Origin of the sequence: Azospirillum aestuarii (assembly GCF_016632405.1) — a bacterium.
Lineage (GTDB): Bacteria > Pseudomonadota > Alphaproteobacteria > Azospirillales > Azospirillaceae > Azospirillum > Azospirillum aestuarii.
In genome coordinates this window covers 105,461-123,629 of sequence record NZ_JAEPIV010000015.1, presented here as the reverse complement: position 1 = coordinate 123,629, position 18,169 = coordinate 105,461, and the positions used below count along the sequence as shown (strand labels likewise).

13 protein-coding genes and 1 pseudogene are annotated in these 18,169 nt (G+C 69.9%); 6 read left to right on the top strand and 8 right to left on the bottom strand.

Translation table 11 applies throughout. The features are described 5' to 3' along the window. Positions 1-13: 13 nt before the first annotated feature. From xylB to JJL56_RS22220, 7 genes are read right to left on the bottom strand one after another with little or no spacing between them, the layout of a single operon-like run. On the bottom strand, positions 14-1,489 hold the full coding sequence (xylB, locus tag JJL56_RS22250) for a xylulokinase (RefSeq protein ID WP_200486321.1): 1,476 nt from the start codon (positions 1,487-1,489) through the stop codon (positions 14-16). 27 nt (positions 1,490-1,516) lie between these two features. Further along, positions 1,517-2,824 (bottom strand): xylose isomerase, encoded by a 1,308-nt coding sequence (gene xylA / locus JJL56_RS22245; protein ID WP_200486320.1) that lies wholly within the window; start codon positions 2,822-2,824, stop codon positions 1,517-1,519. A gap of 11 nt (positions 2,825-2,835) precedes the next feature. Beyond that, positions 2,836-4,011, bottom strand: a complete 1,176-nt coding sequence (locus tag JJL56_RS22240; protein ID WP_200486319.1) for a Gfo/Idh/MocA family protein — start codon at positions 4,009-4,011, stop codon at positions 2,836-2,838. Between the two features lie 13 nt (positions 4,012-4,024). After that, positions 4,025-5,080: a sugar phosphate isomerase/epimerase family protein gene (locus JJL56_RS22235; protein ID WP_200486318.1), complete on the bottom strand. Its 1,056-nt coding sequence runs from the start codon at positions 5,078-5,080 to the stop codon at positions 4,025-4,027. 37 nt (positions 5,081-5,117) lie between these two features. After that, positions 5,118-6,071 (bottom strand): substrate-binding domain-containing protein, encoded by a 954-nt coding sequence (locus JJL56_RS22230; RefSeq protein ID WP_035681887.1) that lies wholly within the window; start codon positions 6,069-6,071, stop codon positions 5,118-5,120. A gap of 27 nt (positions 6,072-6,098) precedes the next feature. Next, on the bottom strand, positions 6,099-7,103 hold the full coding sequence (locus JJL56_RS22225; protein WP_200486317.1) for an ABC transporter permease: 1,005 nt from the start codon (positions 7,101-7,103) through the stop codon (positions 6,099-6,101). Further along, positions 7,081-8,640: a sugar ABC transporter ATP-binding protein gene (locus JJL56_RS22220; protein ID WP_200486316.1), complete on the bottom strand. Its 1,560-nt coding sequence runs from the start codon at positions 8,638-8,640 to the stop codon at positions 7,081-7,083. The genes JJL56_RS22225 and JJL56_RS22220 overlap by 23 nt, the downstream gene beginning before the upstream one ends. Before the next feature lie 209 nt (positions 8,641-8,849). Between JJL56_RS22220 and JJL56_RS22215 the strand changes: the two genes are divergently transcribed. The 4 genes from JJL56_RS22215 to JJL56_RS22200 all read left to right on the top strand — a co-directional run bounded on the left by JJL56_RS22215 (position 8,850) and on the right by JJL56_RS22200 (position 15,117). Continuing rightward, the gene (locus JJL56_RS22215) at positions 8,850-10,028 is read left to right on the top strand and encodes an ROK family transcriptional regulator (RefSeq protein WP_200486315.1); all 1,179 of its coding nucleotides are present in this window, start codon (positions 8,850-8,852) and stop codon (positions 10,026-10,028) included. 131 nt (positions 10,029-10,159) lie between these two features. Beyond that, a complete protein-coding gene (locus JJL56_RS22210) occupies positions 10,160-11,230 on the top strand; it encodes an HlyD family secretion protein (protein ID WP_200486314.1) in 1,071 nt (356 codons plus the stop codon). Then, positions 11,227-13,992, top strand: a complete 2,766-nt coding sequence (gene rbbA / locus JJL56_RS22205) for a ribosome-associated ATPase/putative transporter RbbA (RefSeq protein WP_200486313.1) — start codon at positions 11,227-11,229, stop codon at positions 13,990-13,992. Before JJL56_RS22210 ends, rbbA begins: the two co-directional genes overlap by 4 nt. A 3-nt stretch (positions 13,993-13,995) precedes the next feature. Then, complete coding sequence (locus JJL56_RS22200) at positions 13,996-15,117, top strand: ABC transporter permease (RefSeq protein ID WP_200486312.1); 1,122 nt, start codon at positions 13,996-13,998, stop codon at positions 15,115-15,117. Positions 15,118-15,152: 35 nt separating this feature from the next. Here JJL56_RS22200 and JJL56_RS22195 read toward each other — a convergent pair whose 3' ends face one another. Next, the gene (locus JJL56_RS22195) at positions 15,153-15,311 is read right to left on the bottom strand and encodes a hypothetical protein (RefSeq protein WP_200486343.1); all 159 of its coding nucleotides are present in this window, start codon (positions 15,309-15,311) and stop codon (positions 15,153-15,155) included. Between JJL56_RS22195 and JJL56_RS33950 the strand changes: the two are divergent. Further along, a pseudogene (locus tag JJL56_RS33950) lies at positions 15,241-15,522 on the top strand (thiamine pyrophosphate-dependent enzyme); the annotation flags it as partial. The gene JJL56_RS22195 and the pseudogene JJL56_RS33950 sit on opposite strands and share 71 nt — an antisense overlap. Positions 15,523-15,589: 67 nt before the next feature. Continuing rightward, a complete protein-coding gene (locus JJL56_RS33240) occupies positions 15,590-18,154 on the top strand; it encodes an aldehyde dehydrogenase family protein (protein WP_282188944.1) in 2,565 nt (854 codons plus the stop codon). The last annotated feature ends 15 nt before the right edge of the window (positions 18,155-18,169 follow it).

The window sequence follows — 18,169 nt, the reverse complement described above, 5'->3', positions numbered from 1 at the left end:
ATGGACGCATGGGTCATACCCCGCCGGCCTCGTGAAAGGCCGCTTTGAGATCGCCGTAGAGGCGGCGGAACAGGCGGCGGCGCGGCGCCAGGGCGGCGGCCAGGGCCGGGGCCGGCTCCACCGTGTGGCGGATCTCCAGCGGGCGGCACACGGTCTCCGGCGCCTCGTCCGTCACCGCGAGGCGCGCCAGACGGGCCGCGCCGAAGGCCGGGCCGACCTCGCCCCCCGCCGGGTAGTCAAGCGGCCGGTCGAGCGCGCTCGCCAGGATGCGGCCCCACAATGCGCTGCGCGCACCGCCGCCGATCACCAGGAACCGGTCGATGCGCCCGCCGGCCTCCTCAAGCGCGTCCAGCCCGTCGGCGAAGGCGAAGGCCACGCCCTCCAGCACCGCGCGAGCGAGCGCTCCGCAGTCGGTGTCGTGGGTCAGGCCGAAGACGACGCCCTTGGCTTGCGGGTCGTTGTGCGGCGTGCGCTCTCCCGACAGGTAGGGCAGGAAGACCAGCGGGCCGGGATCGCCGCCGTATGCCTCGGCCTCGCGCAGCAGCGCCGCCTCGTCCCCGGCGCCGGTCAGGCGCGCGGCGAAGGACAGGCAACTCGCCGCGCTCAGCATCACCGACATCTGGTGCCAGCGGCCCGGCAGGGCGTGGCAGAAGGCGTGCACCCCGCGTTCGGGGTTGGGCGCGAAGCGGTCGCCGCTGACGAACAGCACGCCCGAGGTGCCCAGCGACAGGAAGGCGCTGCCCGGCGCCACCACCCCGACCCCCACCGCACCGGCGGCGTTGTCCCCGGCCCCGGCCGCCACCACGGTTCCCGGCGGAACGCCCCAGTCGGCGGCTACCTCCGCCCGCAGCGCGCCGGTCGGCTGACACCCTTCGTACAGCCTCGGCATGTGCGCCTCGCCGAGCCCCGTGGCGGCCAGCAGTTCGCCCGACCAGGCGCGCCGGCCGACGTCCAGCCACAGCGTGCCGGCGGAGTCCGACAGGTCCGAGGCGTGGTCGCCGGTCATGCGCAGGCGCAGCCAGTCCTTGGGCAGCAGCACCTTGGCGACCGCCTTGAACAGCTCCGGCTCGTGCGCCGCGACCCACAGCAGCTTGGGCGCGGTGAAGCCGGGCATGGCGCGGTTGCCGGCGATGGCGCGCAGGTTGGGGGCGCGGCGCTCCAGCTCCGCGCATTCGGCGCCGCTGCGCCCGTCGTTCCACAGAATGGCCGGGCGCAGCACGCGGTCGCCTTTGTCGAGCAGGGTCGCCCCGTGCATCTGCCCCGACAGCCCGACCCCCCGCACCGCCCGCATGGCGTCGGGATGAGCGGCGCGCAGTCCGGCGACGGCGCGCCCGGTGGCGGCCCACCAGTCCTCCGGGTCCTGCTCCGACCACAGCGGGTGCGGGCGGCTGACTTCCAGCGGTGCGGTGGACTGGCCGACGAGGCGTTGCGCCGCGTCGACCAGCACCGCCTTGACGCCCGACGTTCCCAGGTCGATGCCGAGATACATGGCCCCTCCCCCACTCAGCCAGCGGCCTCAGACGAGGCGGTTCACCAGATTCTCCAGCATCTCCTGCCGACCCGACCGCGGCCGGGGGTCGAGGCCGAGACCGGCGTCCGCCGCGCCGGCCAGATCCAGCCCGCCGAGGAGCTTTTGGCCGAGATCGCCGGTCCAGCCGGCGTAGCGCTCCGCGCGCAGCCCATGCAGCCGCCCGTCCTCGACGAGCCGCGCCCCGGCGAGCAGCGCGCGGGCCAACGTGTCGATGCCGCCGACATGGGCGTGCAGCAGGTCGTCCGGCTCGATGCTCTGACGCCGGATCTTGGCGTCGAAGTTGAAGCCGCCATTGGTGAATCCGCCGGCCTCCAGGATGCGCGCCATGGGCAGCGCCAGCTCCACATGGTCGTTGGGGAACTGGTCGGTGTCCCAACCGTTCTGCGGGTCGCCCCGGTTCATGTCGATGGAGCCGAAGACACCCAGCGCCAGCGCCGTCGCCACCTCGTGCTCGAAGCTGTGGCCGGCCAGCGTGGCGTGGTTCACCTCGATGTTGACGGCGACCTCCTTCTCCAGCCCGTAGCGCTTCAGGAAGCCGTAGACCGTCGCCACGTCGTGGTCGTACTGGTGCTTGGTTGGCTCCATGGGCTTGGGCTCGATCAGGATGGTGCCGGTGAAGCCGATCTTGTGTTTGTGCTCGACCACCATCGTCAGGAAGCGGCCGAGCTGGTCCAGCTCACGCGCCATGTCGGTGTTGAGCAGCGTGTCGTAGCCCTCGCGCCCGCCCCACAGCACGTAATTGACGCCGCCCAGCCGGTGCGTCGCCTCCAGCGCGTCGCGCACCTGGGCCGCCGCGCAGGCGAAGACCTCCGGGTCGGGGTTGGTGGCCGCGCCGGCCATGTAGCGGGGGTGCGAGAACAGGTTGGCGGTGCCCCACAGCAGTTTGACGCCGCTGCGCTCGATGCAGCCCTGCAGCCGCTCGGCAAGGCGGGCGAAGGTCGCCTGGGTTTCCCGTAGCGAGCCCATCTCGGGCGCCACGTCGCGGTCGTGGAAGGTGAAGAAGTGCGCGCCGAGCTTCTCGAACAGCTCGAACGCCACGTCCATCTTCGCCTCGGCCAGCGCTACCGGATCGCCGGCGCCCATCCAGGGCCGGTCCAGCGTGCCGCCGCCGAAGGGGTCGGAACCGGGCCAGCAGAAGCTGTGCCAGTAGCAGACGGCGACGCGCAGGTGGTCGGCCATGCGCCGACCCAGGACCATGCGGTCGGGGTCGTACCAGCGGTAGGCGAGCGGGGTGTCGCTGTCCGGCCCTTCGTAGCGGATGCGCTCGACGCCGGTGAAGTAGGCTTCGGTCATGGCAAATCCTTTCAAAGCTCGACCCAGGCGGCATCCCGGCGGCTCGATTCCACCGCGGCGTGGATGAAGCGCACGCCGCGCACACCGTCCCGGACAGTGGGGACGAGGGCGGCCTGCTCACCGGCGGCGGCACCGCCCATGCGGGCGACGATCAGGTCGGCGGCGTCGCGATAGATCTGGGCGAAGCCTTCCAGATAGCCTTCGGGATGGCCCGACGGGATGCGCGTGGCGTGCGCCGCCGCTCCGTCCGACCCGGCGCCGCCGCGGGTGATGGTGCGCGGCGGCTCGCCGAGCGGGGTGAACCGCAGGTGGTTCGGCTGCTCCTGGAACCACTCCAGCCCGCCCTTGTCGCCGTAGACGCGCAGGCGCAGCCCGTTCTCGTGGCCGGGCGCCACCTGGCTGGCCCACAGCATGCCCCGCGCGCCGTTGCCGAAGCGCAGCATCATGTGCGCGTTGTCGTCGAGCCGGCGCCCCTCCACGAAGGCCGTCAGGTCGGCGGCGACCCGCGTGCAGCGCAGGCCGGTGACGAACTCCGCCAGCTGGAAGGCGTGGGTGCCGATGTCGCCGACGCAGCCGGCGATGCCGCTGCGCGCCGGGTCGGTCCGCCATTCCGCCTGCTTCTGCCCGCTCTCCTCCAGCCGGGTGCTCAGCCAGTCCTGCGGGTATTCGACCTGCACGACGCGGAGGACGCCCAATTCACCGGCTTCCACCATGGCGCGGGCCTGCCGCACCATCGGGTAGCCGGTGTAGTTGTGGGTCAGCGCGAAGACGAGGCCGCTGCGCTCCACCGCCGCCGCCAGGTCCTCCGCGTCCTCCACCGTGGTGGTCAGCGGCTTGTCGCAGATGACGTGGATGCCCGCCTCCAGGAATGCCTTGGCGGCGTCATGGTGCAGGTGGTTGGGCGTGACGATGCTGACCACGTCGATGCCGTCGTCGCGCGCCGCCTCGGACCGCGCCATCTCGGCGAAGCTGGCGTAGCAGCGCTCCGGCGGCAGGAACAGGTCGGCGCCGCTGGCCCGCGCCCGCTCCGGATCGGAGGAGAGCGCCCCGGCCCGCAGCTCGTAACGGTCGTCGAGGCGGGCGGCGATGCGGTGCACCGCCCCGATGAAGGCGCCCCGCCCGCCGCCGACCATGCCGAGGCGCAGCCGGCGGTTCGGCCCGGAGGCCGTCTTCCCTTCGATGGTCATGGTTCCCTCCCGCTCAGCCGATGCCGAGCATGCGCCGGTTGGCCGAATCGTCGGTTCCGGCCCCGGCGAAGTCGTCGAAGGCCTTCTCGGTCACCCGGATGATGTGCGCGTCGATGAACCGCGCGCCTTCGGCGGCCCCCTGCTCGGGGTGCTTCATGGCGCATTCCCACTCCAGCACCGCCCAGCCGTCGAAGCCGTACTGGGTCAGCTTGGAGAAGATGCCGCCGAAATCGACCTGCCCGTCGCCGAGCGAGCGGAAGCGGCCGGCCCGGTCGATCCAGGGCTGGTAGCCGGAATAGACGCCCTGGCGCGGGGACGGGTTGAACTCCGCGTCCTTGACGTGGAACATCTTGATCCGCTCGTGATAGACGTCGATGTAGCCGAGATAGTCGAGCTGCTGCAGCACGAAGTGGCTGGGGTCGTAGAGGATGTTGCAGCGCGGGTGGTTGCCGACGCGCTCCAGGAACATCTCGAAGGTCGCCCCGTCGAACAGGTCCTCGCCGGGATGGATCTCGTAGCAGAGGTCCACCCCCGCCGCGTCGAAGGCGTCGAGGATCGGCCGCCAGCGCCGCGCCAGCTCGTCAAAGGCGGTTTCGATCAGCCCCGCCGGGCGCTGCGGCCAGGGATAGACGTAGGGCCAGGCCAGCGCGCCGGAAAAGGTGACGTGCGCCGTCAGCCCCAAATTGGCCGAGGCCTTGGCCGCCATCAGCAGCTGGTTGACCGCCCATTCCTGGCGGGCCTTCGGGTTGCCGCGCACCTCCGGCGCCGCGAAGCCGTCGAACGCCTCGTCATAGGCCGGGTGCACGGCGACGAGCTGCCCCTGGAGATGGGTGGACAGCTCGGTGATTTGCACGCCGGCCTCGGCCAGCACGCCCTTCACCTCGTCGCAGTAGCCCTTGCTCCCCGCGGCCCGGGCGAGGTCGAACAGGCGGCTGTCCCAGGAGGGGATCTGCACGCCCTTGAAGCCCAGCCCGGCGGCCCAGGCGCCGATGGCCGGAAGGCTGTCGAACGGCGCCGCGTCCCCCGCGAACTGCGCGAGGAAGATCGCCGGCCCCTTGATCGTCTTCATGATGCTCCTCCCTTCGGGTCGTCTTCGGGCGGGAAAATCAGAACGGCGAGTCCGGGTAGTAGTATTTCGCGGCGTTCTCCGGCGTCACCAGCGTCGCCTCGATGATGTATTCCTTCTGGATCGGCGCCTTCTCCACCAGATGCTTGGCGGTGATCTCCATGGCCTCGGCGATCATCGCCGGCGGATAGAGGACGTCGGCGGGGACCAGCACGTCCTTGTCCATCACCCGCTTGATCATGTCCTTCATGCCGGCGCCGCCCAGGATGAACATCTCCTTCTCGCGGCCGGCCTGCTTGACGGCCTCTATGACGCCGAGCGCGATGTCGTCGTCCTGCGCCCACACCGCGTCGATCTTCGGGAAGCGGGACAGAAAGTCCTGCATGACCTTGAAGCCGTCATCGCGGTTCCAGTTGGCGTACTGCATCCCCAGCACTTTGATCTGGGTGCCCTCGATCTCCTTCATGAAGGCGTCGACGCGCTGGTTGTCGATCACGGTCGGGATGCCGCGCAGCACCACGATGTCGCCCTTGCCGCCCATCTTCTCCTTCATGAACCGGGCGGAGACCTCGCCCATCTGCGGGTTGTTGCCGGCGACGTAGAGGTCCTGGATCGACGGGTCGGTCAGGCCGCGGTCCACCACCGTGACGAACTTGCCGGCCTGCTTGACGGCGCGCACGGGGTCGGTCATCGGCGCGGACTCGAAGGGCAGGATGACCAGCGCGTCGATCCGCTGCACCGAGACCAGATCCTCCAGGTCGTTGGCCTGCCGGCCGACGTCGCGGGCGGTGACGATCACCACGTCGAGGTTCGGGTACTGCTTCTCAAGCCGCTTCTCGGCCTGCTGGGCGTGCCAGTTGAGGCCGCCGGCCCAGCCGTGCGTCGCGGCGGGGATGGACACGCCCATCTTGATCTTCTGCTGCGCCCAGCCGGCGACCGGCGCCACCATCAGGCCCGCGGCCAGCGCCGCGGCCAAACCGAAACGGAACGTCATGGTCGATCCCTCCCTCTTCGTATTATGTCAGCGACGCGCCACGGTCCCCCGTTGCAGGAGCACCGCGACGATGATGATCACCCCCTGGATGGTGCCGTTCAGGTAGACGCTGACGGCGCCGGTCAGGTTGAGGATGTTGTCGATCAGCGTGAGCATGACGGCGCCCACCACCGTTCCCCAGATGCGGCCGTAGCCGCCCTTCAGCATTGTGCCGCCGATGATGACGGCGGCGATGGCCTCCAGCTCCCACAGCAGGCCCGTGGTGGCCGAGGCCGATCCCAGCCGCGGCACGTAGATCACCACCGCGATGGCGACGCACACGCCCTGGAGCACGAAGGCCAGCAGCTTGACCCGGTCTACGTTGATCGCCGAATAGCGCGCCACGTCCTCGCTGGAGCCGATGGCGGCGCAGTAGCGGCCGAAGCGCGTGCGGTACATGATCAGCGCGCCGATCAGCGCCACCACCGCGAAGGCCAGGATCGGGTAGGAGATGCCGAAGACGCCGCCGTAATAGACGGGCCGGTAGATCGTGCGGATCTCCGAATTCAGCGACAGCGTGCCACCGTCGGCGATGTAGGTGACCAGGGATCGGAAGATGCCCATGGTTCCCAGCGTGACGATGAACGCCTCCATCCGGCCCTTGGTCACCAGCAGCCCGTTGACCAGCCCCGCCGCCAGCCCGAGTCCCAGCGCCACCAGGACGCCGACCAGGATGACCGGCAGCCCGGCGCCCATCGAGCCGACCAGCACGTTCATCACCACGATCGTCACGCCCGACGCGAAGGCGGCCAGCGAGCCGACCGACAGGTCGATCCCGCCGGCGGTGATGACGAAGGTGGCCCCGACCGCGATGATGCCGATGAAGGCGGTGCGGGTCAGCACGTTGCCGATGTTGCCCGGGCTGAGGAACACCGGGTTGACGATGGTGCCCAGCACGATCAGCGCGGCCAGCGCCAGGAACGGCCCGTAGAGTTTCAGATCGAAGCCGGAGGAGGGCTTCCGCGCGGCCTCAGGCATGACCGACGGCGTCATGCGCGTCTCCTTCTGGTGTGCGGCCTTTCAGGCTGTTGACCGTGCGGCCTTTCAGGCCAGTGGCGTAGCGGACGATCTCGCCCTCCTCGACCTCGTCACCATCCAGGATGCCGGTCACCACGCCGGAGCGCATGACCACCACCCGGTGCGACAGCCCGATGATCTCGGGCATTTCCGAGGAGATGAGGATCACCGCCCCACCCCGGCGGGCGAATTCGTGCAGGAACCGGTAGATCTGCTGCTTGGTCCCGATGTCGATGCCGCGCGTCGGCTCGTCGACGATCAGGATCTCCGGATCGACCTGCATGGTCTTGGCCAGCAGCAGCTTCTGCTGGTTGCCGCCGCTCAGGCTGCCGACCGGCACGTCCAGCGTCCGGACGCGGATGTCGAACTCCTGCACCGCGCGCTCCAGCGCCGCGGCTTCCCGCCGCTCGTCGGTGAAGACCCGGCCGTAGCGGTCCAGCGCCAGCAGCGTCAGGTTCGGCTGCAATCCCTTGGCGAGCAGCAGGCCCTTGCCCTTGCGGTCCTCGGTCAGATAGGCGATCCCGGCCGCCACCGCGTCCTCCAGGCGGCGGACGCGCAGCGGCTCCCCATTGCGGGACAGCGTGCCGGCGGTGCGGCGGCGCAGGCCGAGCAGCCCCTCGGCCAGTTCCGTCCGCCCGGCGCCGATCAGCCCGGCGAAGCCCAGGATCTCGCCGCGACGCAGGTCGAACCCGGCGCCCCGCACCCAGCCGGGAACGTCGATCCCCCGCGCCTCCAGAACCACGGGCGCGTCCGGCGCCGGAGGCGTCTTGGCCGGGAACAGGTCGCTGATCGCCCGTCCGACCATCAGCTGGGCGATGCCGTCCTCCGTCAGTTCGGCGGTCGGGCGGGTGGCGATATGGTGGCCGTCGCGCAGAACGGTCACCCGGTCGGTGATGGCCCGCACCTCGTCCAGCTTGTGGGAGGTGTAGACGATCCCCACCCCCTGGGCGCGCAGCCGGCGGATCAACCCGAACAGAACGGCGGACTCGGTGCCGGTCAGCACCGCCGTGGGCTCGTCCATGATGAGGACGCGGACTTCGCGCGACATCGCCTTGGCGATCTCGACCATCTGCCGCTCCGACACGGCGAGGTCCCGCACCCGCGCGCGCGGGTCCACCGGGCATTCGAGTTCCGCCAGGACGGCGCGGGACCGCTCGCGCATGGCGCGCTTGTCGAGGAAGGGGCCGCGCCGCAGCTCGCGCCCGAGAAAGATATTCTCCTCGACCGTGAGATGTTCGGCGAGGTTGAATTCCTGGTGGATCAGCACGACGCCCGCCGCCTCGGCGGCGCCGATGCCGGAGAAGCTCATCGGCCGCCCATCCACGCGCACGGCGCCCGAGGTCGGCTGGTGAAAGCCGGACAGGATCTTCATCAGCGTCGATTTGCCGGCCCCGTTCTCGCCGACCAGGGCGTGCACCTCACCGTGCTGGACGGTGAAATCCACCCCATGGAGGACCTCGACGGGCCCAAAGCTCTTCGTGACGCCGAACGCTGCCAAAAGCGGCTCGGCCATGGGGTCGCCCCCTCCCTGGATTGCGGCTTCTCGTGTGGCCGCGAATTAGATAGACGGTCTAACAAATGGGAGCGTATGATTCGAATCAGCGCGCGTCAAGCCATGTCGGGGCGACATCCCCCACCTTTTCGGTGTATGCCCCGCCCGGCCCCGCCATCCACCGATTGCCACCCACCGATTGCCGCCAGACGCGCGAGACAGGAACCCGCATGCTGCCAAGGGTCAACTCGGCCGCGATCCGCCGCCTCAACATGGTTCGCGTCTTCCACGCGCTGCGCGAGAACCCGCGCTGCGCGCAGCGCGACCTCAGCCGGCTGACCGGCCTGGACAAGGCGACGACCTCGGCCATCGTGGCGCAGATGGTCGAGGAGGGGCTGGTCGAGCGCACCGAGGCGCCGCGCGCCCGCCGCATCGGCCGGCCGGAGACGGCGCTCGGCATCGCCCCGTCGGCCGGGCTGCTGGTCGGCGCCCGGCTGGAGCCGGGAACGATCCGCATCGTCTCCACCACGCTGGCCGGCACGGTGGTCGAGCAGTCGCAGATCCCCGGCAGCACCGACCTCGCCACGGCGCTGCGCCAACTGCACGAGGGGATCGACGCGGTCGTCGCGGCGAGCCGGCCGGGGGGCGGAGCGGAACCACCGCTCTTGCGCGGCATCGGCATCGGCATTCCGGCGCTGATGGACCGCGAGGGCCGGCTCGTTCTGGCGCCCAATCTGGGCTGGCGCGACACGCCGATCCGTCCGCTGCTTGAGGAGGCGCTGGGCGCGCCGGTCCATGTCGACAACGACACCAAGGCCGCCGCCATGGCCGAGCGGCTGTTCGGCGCCTGCCGGGGGGTGGAGGACTTCGTCTACCTGACCGGCCATTCGGGCGTCGGCGGCGGACTGTTTCTCGGCGGGCGGCTGTACCGCGGCGCTCAGGGCTTCGCCGGGGAGATCGGGCATTTGACCGTCGTGCCGGGCGGCCGTCCCTGCGGCTGCGGCAAGCGGGGCTGCCTGGAAACCTACGTCTCCGAAACCTCGATCCTCGCCCAGGCCGGCGAGCGGGGACGCGCCCTGCCCGACCTTTGGGCCGCCGCCGCCGCCGCGCGCGATGGCGACCCGGTGGTGCGCACCCTTCTGGAGGCGGCGGGCGCGCATCTGGGATTCGCGCTTTCCCACATGGTCAACCTGACGAATCCGGGCTTGGTGGTGCTGGGCGGCAACCTGTCGATCGTCGCGGAGTTCATCCTTCCGACGCTGAACGCCACTCTTGACGAGCATGCGCTGGAACCGCTGCGCCGCGACCTGCGGCTTCTCGTCTCGCCGCTCGGCCCGGACGCCGTGCCCATGGGGGGAATCGCCCTGGCCATGGATGGCTTCCTCTCGGTGCCGGGACCCATCCTGTAAGAGCATGCGCGATCGCGCCAATGCGGCAAAAAGGCCATCCACTTCAAGCGGAAAAGCCGGTGGCGCCGCGCGGGCGGTCTGATAGGCTGGACGGCCTTGAAGGCGTTGCCTGCAAGCGAATGGATTGGTGGATGATGATGAAGCCAAGCCGGTGGCTGCTCAAAGCCGCAGCCGCGCTGTCCGTCGTCGTGGTCCTGTATGGCGTGTGGCTGTTTTTGCAGCCCAGGGGACTGCCTGCCGGTCTGGCCAGCGGCAACGGCCGGATCGAGGCGGTCGAGATCGACATCGCCACGAAAACCGCCGGACGGGTCGAGGACATCCTGGTCGATGAGGGCGATTTCGTCACCGCCGGCCAAGTGCTCGCCCGGATGGACACCGATGTGCTCCAGGCCCAGGCCAAGCAGGCCGACGCGCAGAAGCAGCAGGCGGTGATCGGCGTCGAGACCGCCCGTCATCAGGTGCTCCAGCGCCAAGCCGAACGGCAGTCGGCGCTCTCCCTGGTCGCCCAGCGCGAGGCCGAGCGGGACGTCGCCCAGAAGCAACTCGCCCGATCGGAGGAGTTGGAAGCGCGCGGAACGACGTCGCGGCAGGTCCTCGACACCGACCGCGCCCGCTTCGAAAGCGCGAACGCCGCCGTCAGCGCGGCGAAGGCCCAGGTCGCCGCGGCCGACGCCGCCATCGCCACGGCCGAGGCCCAGGTCGTCAACGCCGGGGCGGCGGTCGACGCCGCCGCGGCCACCGTCGAGCGCATCCAGGCCGACATCCGGGACAGTACCCTCCGCTCGCCGCGCGACGGCCGGGTGCAGTTCCGGGTGGCGCAGCCGGGCGAGGTGCTCGGCGCCGGCGGTCGGGTGCTGAACATGGTCGATCTCAGCGACGTCTACATGACCTTCTTCCTGCCGACGGAGGCCGCCGGGCGGGTGAGGATCGGCACCGAGGTGCGGATCGCGCTGGATGCCTTCCCGCAATACGTCATTCCCGCCAAGGCCACCTTCGTGGCCGACGTCGCCCAATTCACCCCGAAGACCGTGGAGACGGCCAGCGAACGCCAGAAGCTGATGTTCCGGATCAAGGCCCAGATCCCTCCTCCGTTGCTCAAGAAGTACATCCGTGACGTGAAGACCGGCTTGCCGGGGGTGGCCTATGTGCGGATCGATCCGGACACCGAATGGCCGGCCAACCTGCAAAATCTCGTGCCATGAGCGACGCCGCCGACCGTTCCGCCGCATCACCCGTCGCGCGTCTGCCCATCGCGCGTCTGCGGGGCGTCCGTCTGGTGTATGGAAAGGTCCGGGCCGTCGATGGGATCAGCCTGGACGTCCCGGCGGGGCGTGTCACCGGCCTGCTCGGCCCCGACGGCGTCGGCAAGTCGAGCCTGCTGTCGCTGATGTCGGGGGCGCGCGCCTTGCAGGAGGGGACGGTCGAAGTGCTGGACGGCAACATGGCCCAGGCCCGCCACCGCCGCGCCGTGTGCCCCCGCATCGCCTACATGCCGCAGGGCCTCGGCAAGAACCTCTATCCGACGCTGTCGATCGCCGAGAATCTCGATTTCTTCGGACGGCTGTTCGGCCAGGGCCGGGCCGAACGCCGGGGCCGCATCGCCGACCTGACGCAAAGCACCGGTCTGGCGCCGTTCCTCGACCGGCCGGCCGGCAAGCTGTCCGGCGGCATGAAGCAGAAGCTCGGCCTGTGCTGCGCGCTCATCCACGACCCGGACCTGCTGATCCTCGACGAGCCGACCACCGGCGTCGACCCGCTCTCGCGGCGGCAGTTCTGGGAGCTGATCGACCGCATCCGGGCGGACCGTCCCGGCATGAGCGTGGTGGTGGCCACCGCCTACATGGAGGAGGCGGCGCGCTTCGACTGGCTCGTCGCCATGGACGAGGGGCGCGTGCTGGCCACCGGCAGCCCGCGGGAGGTGCTGGAGCGCACCGGGACCGCGACGCTGGAGGAGGCCTTCGTCGCGCTGATGCCCGAGGAGAAGCGCCGCGGGCACAAGGCCGTCGCGATCGTGCCGCGGCCGGAGGACGGAAGCGAGACCGCCATCGAGGCGAAGGGCCTGACCATGCGCTTCGGCGACTTCGTGGCGGTCGATCACGTCAGCTTCCGCATCCCGCGCGGCGAGATCTTCGGCTTTCTTGGCTCCAACGGCTGCGGCAAGACGACGACGATGAAGATGCTGACCGGCCTGCTCCAGCCGAGCGAGGGCGAGGCCCGGCTGTTCGGGCAACCGGTGGACGCCCGCAACATCGGGACCCGGCGGCGCGTCGGCTACATGTCCCAGGCCTTCTCGCTCTATTCGGAACTGACCATCCGGCAGAACCTGGAACTGCACGCCCGCCTGTTCCAGGTGCCCGAGAGCGTCCTGCCCCGCCGGGTCGCGGCGGTGGCGGAGCGCTTCGGCCTCGCCGACGCGATGGAGGCGTTGCCGGACCGGCTGCCGCTCGGCCAGCGCCAGCGCCTGTCCCTCGCCGTCGCGATGGTCCATGAGCCCGCACTGCTGATCCTGGACGAGCCGACCTCCGGCGTCGACCCGATCGCGCGCGATGCGTTCTGGGAGATCATGATCGGCCTGGCCCGCCGGGACCGGGTGACGATCTTCATCTCGACGCATTTCATGAACGAGGCCGAACGCTGCGACCGCATCTCGCTGATGCACGCCGGCCGCGTGCTGGTCAGCGACACGCCGGCGGCGCTCGTCGAGAGGCGGGGCGCCGCGACGCTGGAGGAGGCATTCATCGGCTATCTGGAGGAGGCCGTGGCGGAGCGTCAGGGAAGCGACGCGGCGGCGCCCGACGATCGCCGACAGGTCCCGCCGCCCGCCGCCATCCCTCCCGGCGAACGCGTGGAAGGCCGCTTCTTCAACCCGTGGCGCATGCTCAGCTACTCGCGTCTGGAGGCGCTGGAGCTGCGGCGCGATCCCATCCGCGCGACGCTCGCCCTCGTCGGCAGCCTCCTGCTGATGGTCATCATGGGCTACGGCATCAACATGGATGTCGAAGACCTCACCTTCGCGGTCCTGGACCGCGATCAGACGACGGTGAGCCGCGACTACACGCTGAACCTCGCGGGCTCCCGCTACTTCGTCGAACGGGCGCCGATCATCGACTACGAGGATCTCGACCGGCGCATGCGGGCGGGAGACCTCTCCCTGGCGCTGGAGATCCCGCCGGGCTTCGGGCGCGACGTCGCCCGCGGGAGTCCGGTTCAGATCGGGGCATGGATCGACGGCGCCATGCCGACGCGGGCCGAAACCGTCAACGGATACGTGCAGGGCATGCACAGCCAGTGGCTCGCCGCGCGGACCAGCACGCCCAGCCTCGCCACCATCGAGACCCGTTTTCGCTACAACCCGGATGTCGAGAGCCTGAAGGCCATCGTGCCGGCGGTCATCCCGATCCTGCTGCTGCTGATCCCGGCGATGCTGACGGCGCTCAGCGTCGTGCGGGAAAAGGAACTCGGCTCGATCATCAACCTCTACGTCACGCCGGTCACCAAGCTGGAGTTCCTGCTCGGCAAGCAACTGCCCTATGTCGGGCTGGCCATGCTCAACGTCCTTCTGATGACGGCGCTGGCGGTCACCGCCTTCGGCGTGCCGCTGACCGGGAACGTGCTGGCCCTCGCCACCGGCGCCCTGCTTTACAGCTTTTCGGCGACCGCCATGGGACTCCTGATGTCCAGCTTCATGCGCAGCCAGATCGCCGCCGTCTTCGGCACCGCCATCGCGACGCTGATTCCGGCCACCCAGTATTCCGGCATGATCGATCCGGTCTCGTCCCTGGGGGGGGCCGCCGCCGTCATCGGGGAGGTCTATCCGACCGCCCATTTTCTGACCATCGCGCGGGGCGTCTTCTCCAAGGCCCTGGGCTTCGGCGATCTGCACGCCGCCTTCGTCGCGCTGCTGATCGCCGTGCCGGTCCTGGTCGGCGCGAGCGCGCTGCTGCTGAAAAAGCAGGAGACCTGAGCGATGCAGGCATCCAACGTCCTGAACCTCGGCATCAAGGAGCTGCGCAGCCTCGCCCGCGACCCGATGCTTCTGGTCCTCATCGTCTATTCCTTCACGCTGGCGATCTACACGGCGGCGACCGCCATACCGGAGACGCTCAACAAGGCGGCGATCGCCATCGTCGACGAGGACCGCTCGCCCCTGTCGGCCCGCATCGTCGGCGCCTTCTACCCGCCCTACTTCCTGCCGCCGGCGCTGATCACGCCCGCCGAGATGGACGCCCGCATGGATGCCGGGCTCGACACCTTCGCGCTCGACATTCCACCCGACTTCCAGCGGGACGTCCTCGCCGGGCGCCAACCGGCGATCCAGCTCAACGTCGATGCGACCCGGATGACCCAGGCCTTTTCGGGGAGCGGCTACGTCCAGCAGATCGTCAACGGGGAGGTCAATGCCTTCGTGCAACGCTACCGCGGGGAACCGACCCTTCCGGTCGAGCTCGCCCTGCGGGTCCGCTTCAATCCCGAGCTGAACAAGGGCTGGTTCGGGTCGGTGATCGAGGTCATCAACCAGGTCACGATGCTGTCGATCATCCTGACCGGCGCCGCCCTGATCCGGGAGCGCGAGCACGGCACCATCGAGCATCTGCTCGTGATGCCGGTCACGCCCGTCGAGATCATGGTCGGCAAGATCTGGTCGATGGCCCTGGTCGTGCTCGTCGCTTGCGCCGCCTCGCTGGTCTTCGTCGTCCAGGGACTGCTGGCGGTTCCCATCAGCAGCTCCGTCGCCCTGTTCCTGGCTGGCGCCGTCCTGCACCTGTTCGCCACCACGTCGATGGGCATCTTCCTGGGGACGGTGGCCCGCAGCATGCCGCAGTTCGGCATGCTGCTGATCCTGGTGATGGTACCGCTGCAGATGCTGTCGGGAGGCATGACGCCGCGCGAAAGCATGCCCGCCCTCGTTCAGGACGTGATGCTCGCCGCGCCGACGACGCACTTCGTCACGCTGGCCCAGGCCATCCTGTACCGCGGCGCCGGCCTCGACGTGGTCTGGCCGCAGTTCCTCGCGCTCATCGGAATCGGCGCGGCCCTGTTCAGCCTGTCGCTGTCGCGCTTCCGCAAGGCCATCAACCAGATGTCATGAGCCCGGTATCATGAGCCGCCGCCGGCCCCGACGGCTTACGCGCCGATGAAGCGGGGAGGACGCTTGCCCAGCAGCGCGGCGATCGCCTCCTTGTGATCCTCGGTCGCGTCGGCCAGCGCCTGCATGGCCGCCGACATCTCCAGCAGCGTGTCGAGCTTGACCGTCTGGCCCTCGCGCAGCAGACGTCTGGTCATGCGCACCCCATGCGGCCGGTTGACGGCGATGCGCGCGGCCAGGGCCCGCGCCTACCAGGAACGCGAGTATCCCGGCCGGGTCAGCGGCACCGACCTGACGAATCCCGATTTCGTCACCCTGGCGCAGAGCTTCGGCGCCCATGCCGAGCGGATCACCGAAACCGGAGACTTCATGCCGGCCTTCGAACGCGCCATGGCGGCAGGACGCCTCGCCCTGCTGGAGTTGGTCATCGACCCCGACGCGATCAGCCCGACGCACACTGTGACCGGCCTGGGCGCTGGCGGACATCATCGCGCGCGCCGGCGTGCCGGCCGGCGTGTTCAATCTGGTGATGGGGCCGGGTTCGGTGATCGGGGACGCCCTGGTCGACGGCGTGGACACCATCACCTTCACCGGCTCCGTCCCGACGGGAACCCGCGTGGCGCAACGGGCGGTCTGCCGCATGATCAAATGCCAGCTCGAAGTGGGCGGCAAGAATCCCCTGATCGTGCTGGACGACGCCGATCTGGACGTCGCCGCGGAGGCGGCGGTGAACGGCGCCTTCTTCCAGACCGGACAGCGCTGCACGGCGTCGTCGCGCCTCGTCGTCACCGAGGGCATCCATGATCGTTTCGTCGCGGCGGTGACGGGGCGGCTGGAGCGGCTGGTGGTGGGGCACGTGCTGAGACCCGAGACGCACATCGGTCCGGTGGTGGACGAACGGCAGCTGGAGCAGGATCTCTCCCACATCGCCACCGCCGAGGGGGAAGGGGCGCAGCGGTGTTGGGGCGGTCGGGTGCTGGAACGGGACACCCCCGGCTTCTACCTCTCGCCGTGCCTGCTCACCGAGACGACCAACGCCATGCGCATCAACCGCGAGGAGGTCTTCGGGCCGGTCGCCAGCGTCGTCCCCGTCAAGGATTACGACGAGGCCTTGGCCGTTGCCAACGACACGCCTTTCAGTCTTTCGTCGGGCATCTGCACCACGTCGCTGAAGCACGCCACCCATTTCCGCGCCCACTCGGCGGCCGGGCTGGTCATGGTCAACCTGCCGACCGCCGGTCTGGATTTTCATGTGCCGTTCGGCAGGCGCAAGGGCTCCAGCTACGGCCCGGCGATAAAGCGGGTGCGAACGCTGCCGCAACCGCCCGGAATCCGTTCGACAGTCGTCTTGGCCTCATGGTTTAAGACGATGTTGCGCAGGTACAACCCTGGGCGCTTGCTGCGGGTCGATGAGGCGGGCGGGGAGTTCTCCATGGCGACGGTGCAGGAAGCGCTGGAACTTGCGGTCGAGTATCATGTCCAGGGCGGATTGACGGAGGCCAGGGAGCTTTACGGCCGAATCCTTGCCGTCGAGCCGCACCAGCCTCACGCGCTGCACCTGTTGGGCTTGCTCCACGGGCAGGAGGGCCGCCCGGTGGAGGCGATGGCGCTCATTCGCCGCGCCATCGCCAGTGCTCCGGACATCGCCGACTTCCACGCCAACTTCGGCAAGCTGGCCATGGCGCTGGGCCGGACGGACGAGGCGACCGCACACCACCGCCGGTCGCTGATCCTGCGCCCCGGCCACCCGGATGCCCTCGCCGGTCTGGCGCCGCTGCTGGCCGAGGGTCCCCCGACCGACGAGGCCGTGTCGGTGATCCGGCAACTCCTGCGCCTGAAGCCCGAGGATGGCGGCCTGTGCTTCTCCCTCGCGCGGATGCTGCGGGCGCGGGCGGAGGCGACGGAGGCGGCGACGGCCTATCGCCGTCTCATCGCGTTCGATCCCACCCACGGCGCGGCGTGGAACAACCTTGGCAACCTCCTGCGCGCCGACGGTGCCGTGGAGCAGGCGGTGACCTCCTTCCGCCGCGCCGCGCGGCTCGCGCCCGGCTCCGCGATGATGCTGGTCAATCTCGGCGCGGCGCTGGCCGACCTCGGGCGCACTGGGGCGGCGACGGAGGCATTCCGTCGGGCGATCGCCAGCCACCCCGACACCGGCGACGCCTATTTCGGGCTCGGCAGCGCGTCGGCCGGACGGTGCGCTCCCGACAGCTTGCGGGTGTTGCACCAGGGGCTGCGCGTCGCCCCGGACCATCCGGGACTGCTGTACGCGTTGGGAGTGCTTCACGCCGGCCGAGGGGAAGACATCGTCGCCACCGGCCTTTTGAGCAGGGGGGTGGAGGTCGCACCGGATGACGCCGGGTGCCGGCTGGCCTTGTGCGTCGGGCAACTCCGCCCTGTCTACCCCGACGAGGCGGAACTGGAGTCCAGACGGGAAGCCTACGCGCATCACCTCGCCGCGCTCGACGGGCTGATCGGCCCCAACGCGCCGGCCGAGGCGCGGCGAAACGCCTCCGACCTCGCAGGCGCGCATCTGCCGTTCCTGTTGGCGTACCAGGGCATGGGCAACCGGGCTTTGCAGGAAACCCACGGCGGCATCATGGCCGGTCTGATGGCGGCACGCGCGGGAAACCGCATCCCGACCATCACGAAAGCGTCCAAGGCATCCAGCCGCCCCCGGACGGCCCGGACGCGACTGCGGGTCGGGATCGTCTCGTCCTATTTCCACGACCATTCGGTGTGGCGGGCGATCCTGGCCGGCTGGCTCACCCAGCTCGATCCGGAGCGCTTCACCCTTCTGGGATACCATGTCACCGCGGAGGAGGATGCGTGCACCGCTCTGGCCGCATCGCGCTGCGCGGTCTTCCGGCGCGGACTCGGCGCCGTGGAGCGCTGGGCGGAAGCCATCGTCGCCGACCGCCCCGACGGGTCCTGCCTCGGCCGCCTTCCGGAAGAGGACGACGACGAGCCCGTGCCTGCCGCGCCGGCGGAACCCGAGGATACCCCAGCCCCGCCCACCGAGCCGATGAATCCGGCTTGAGGCAGGTCGGAACAT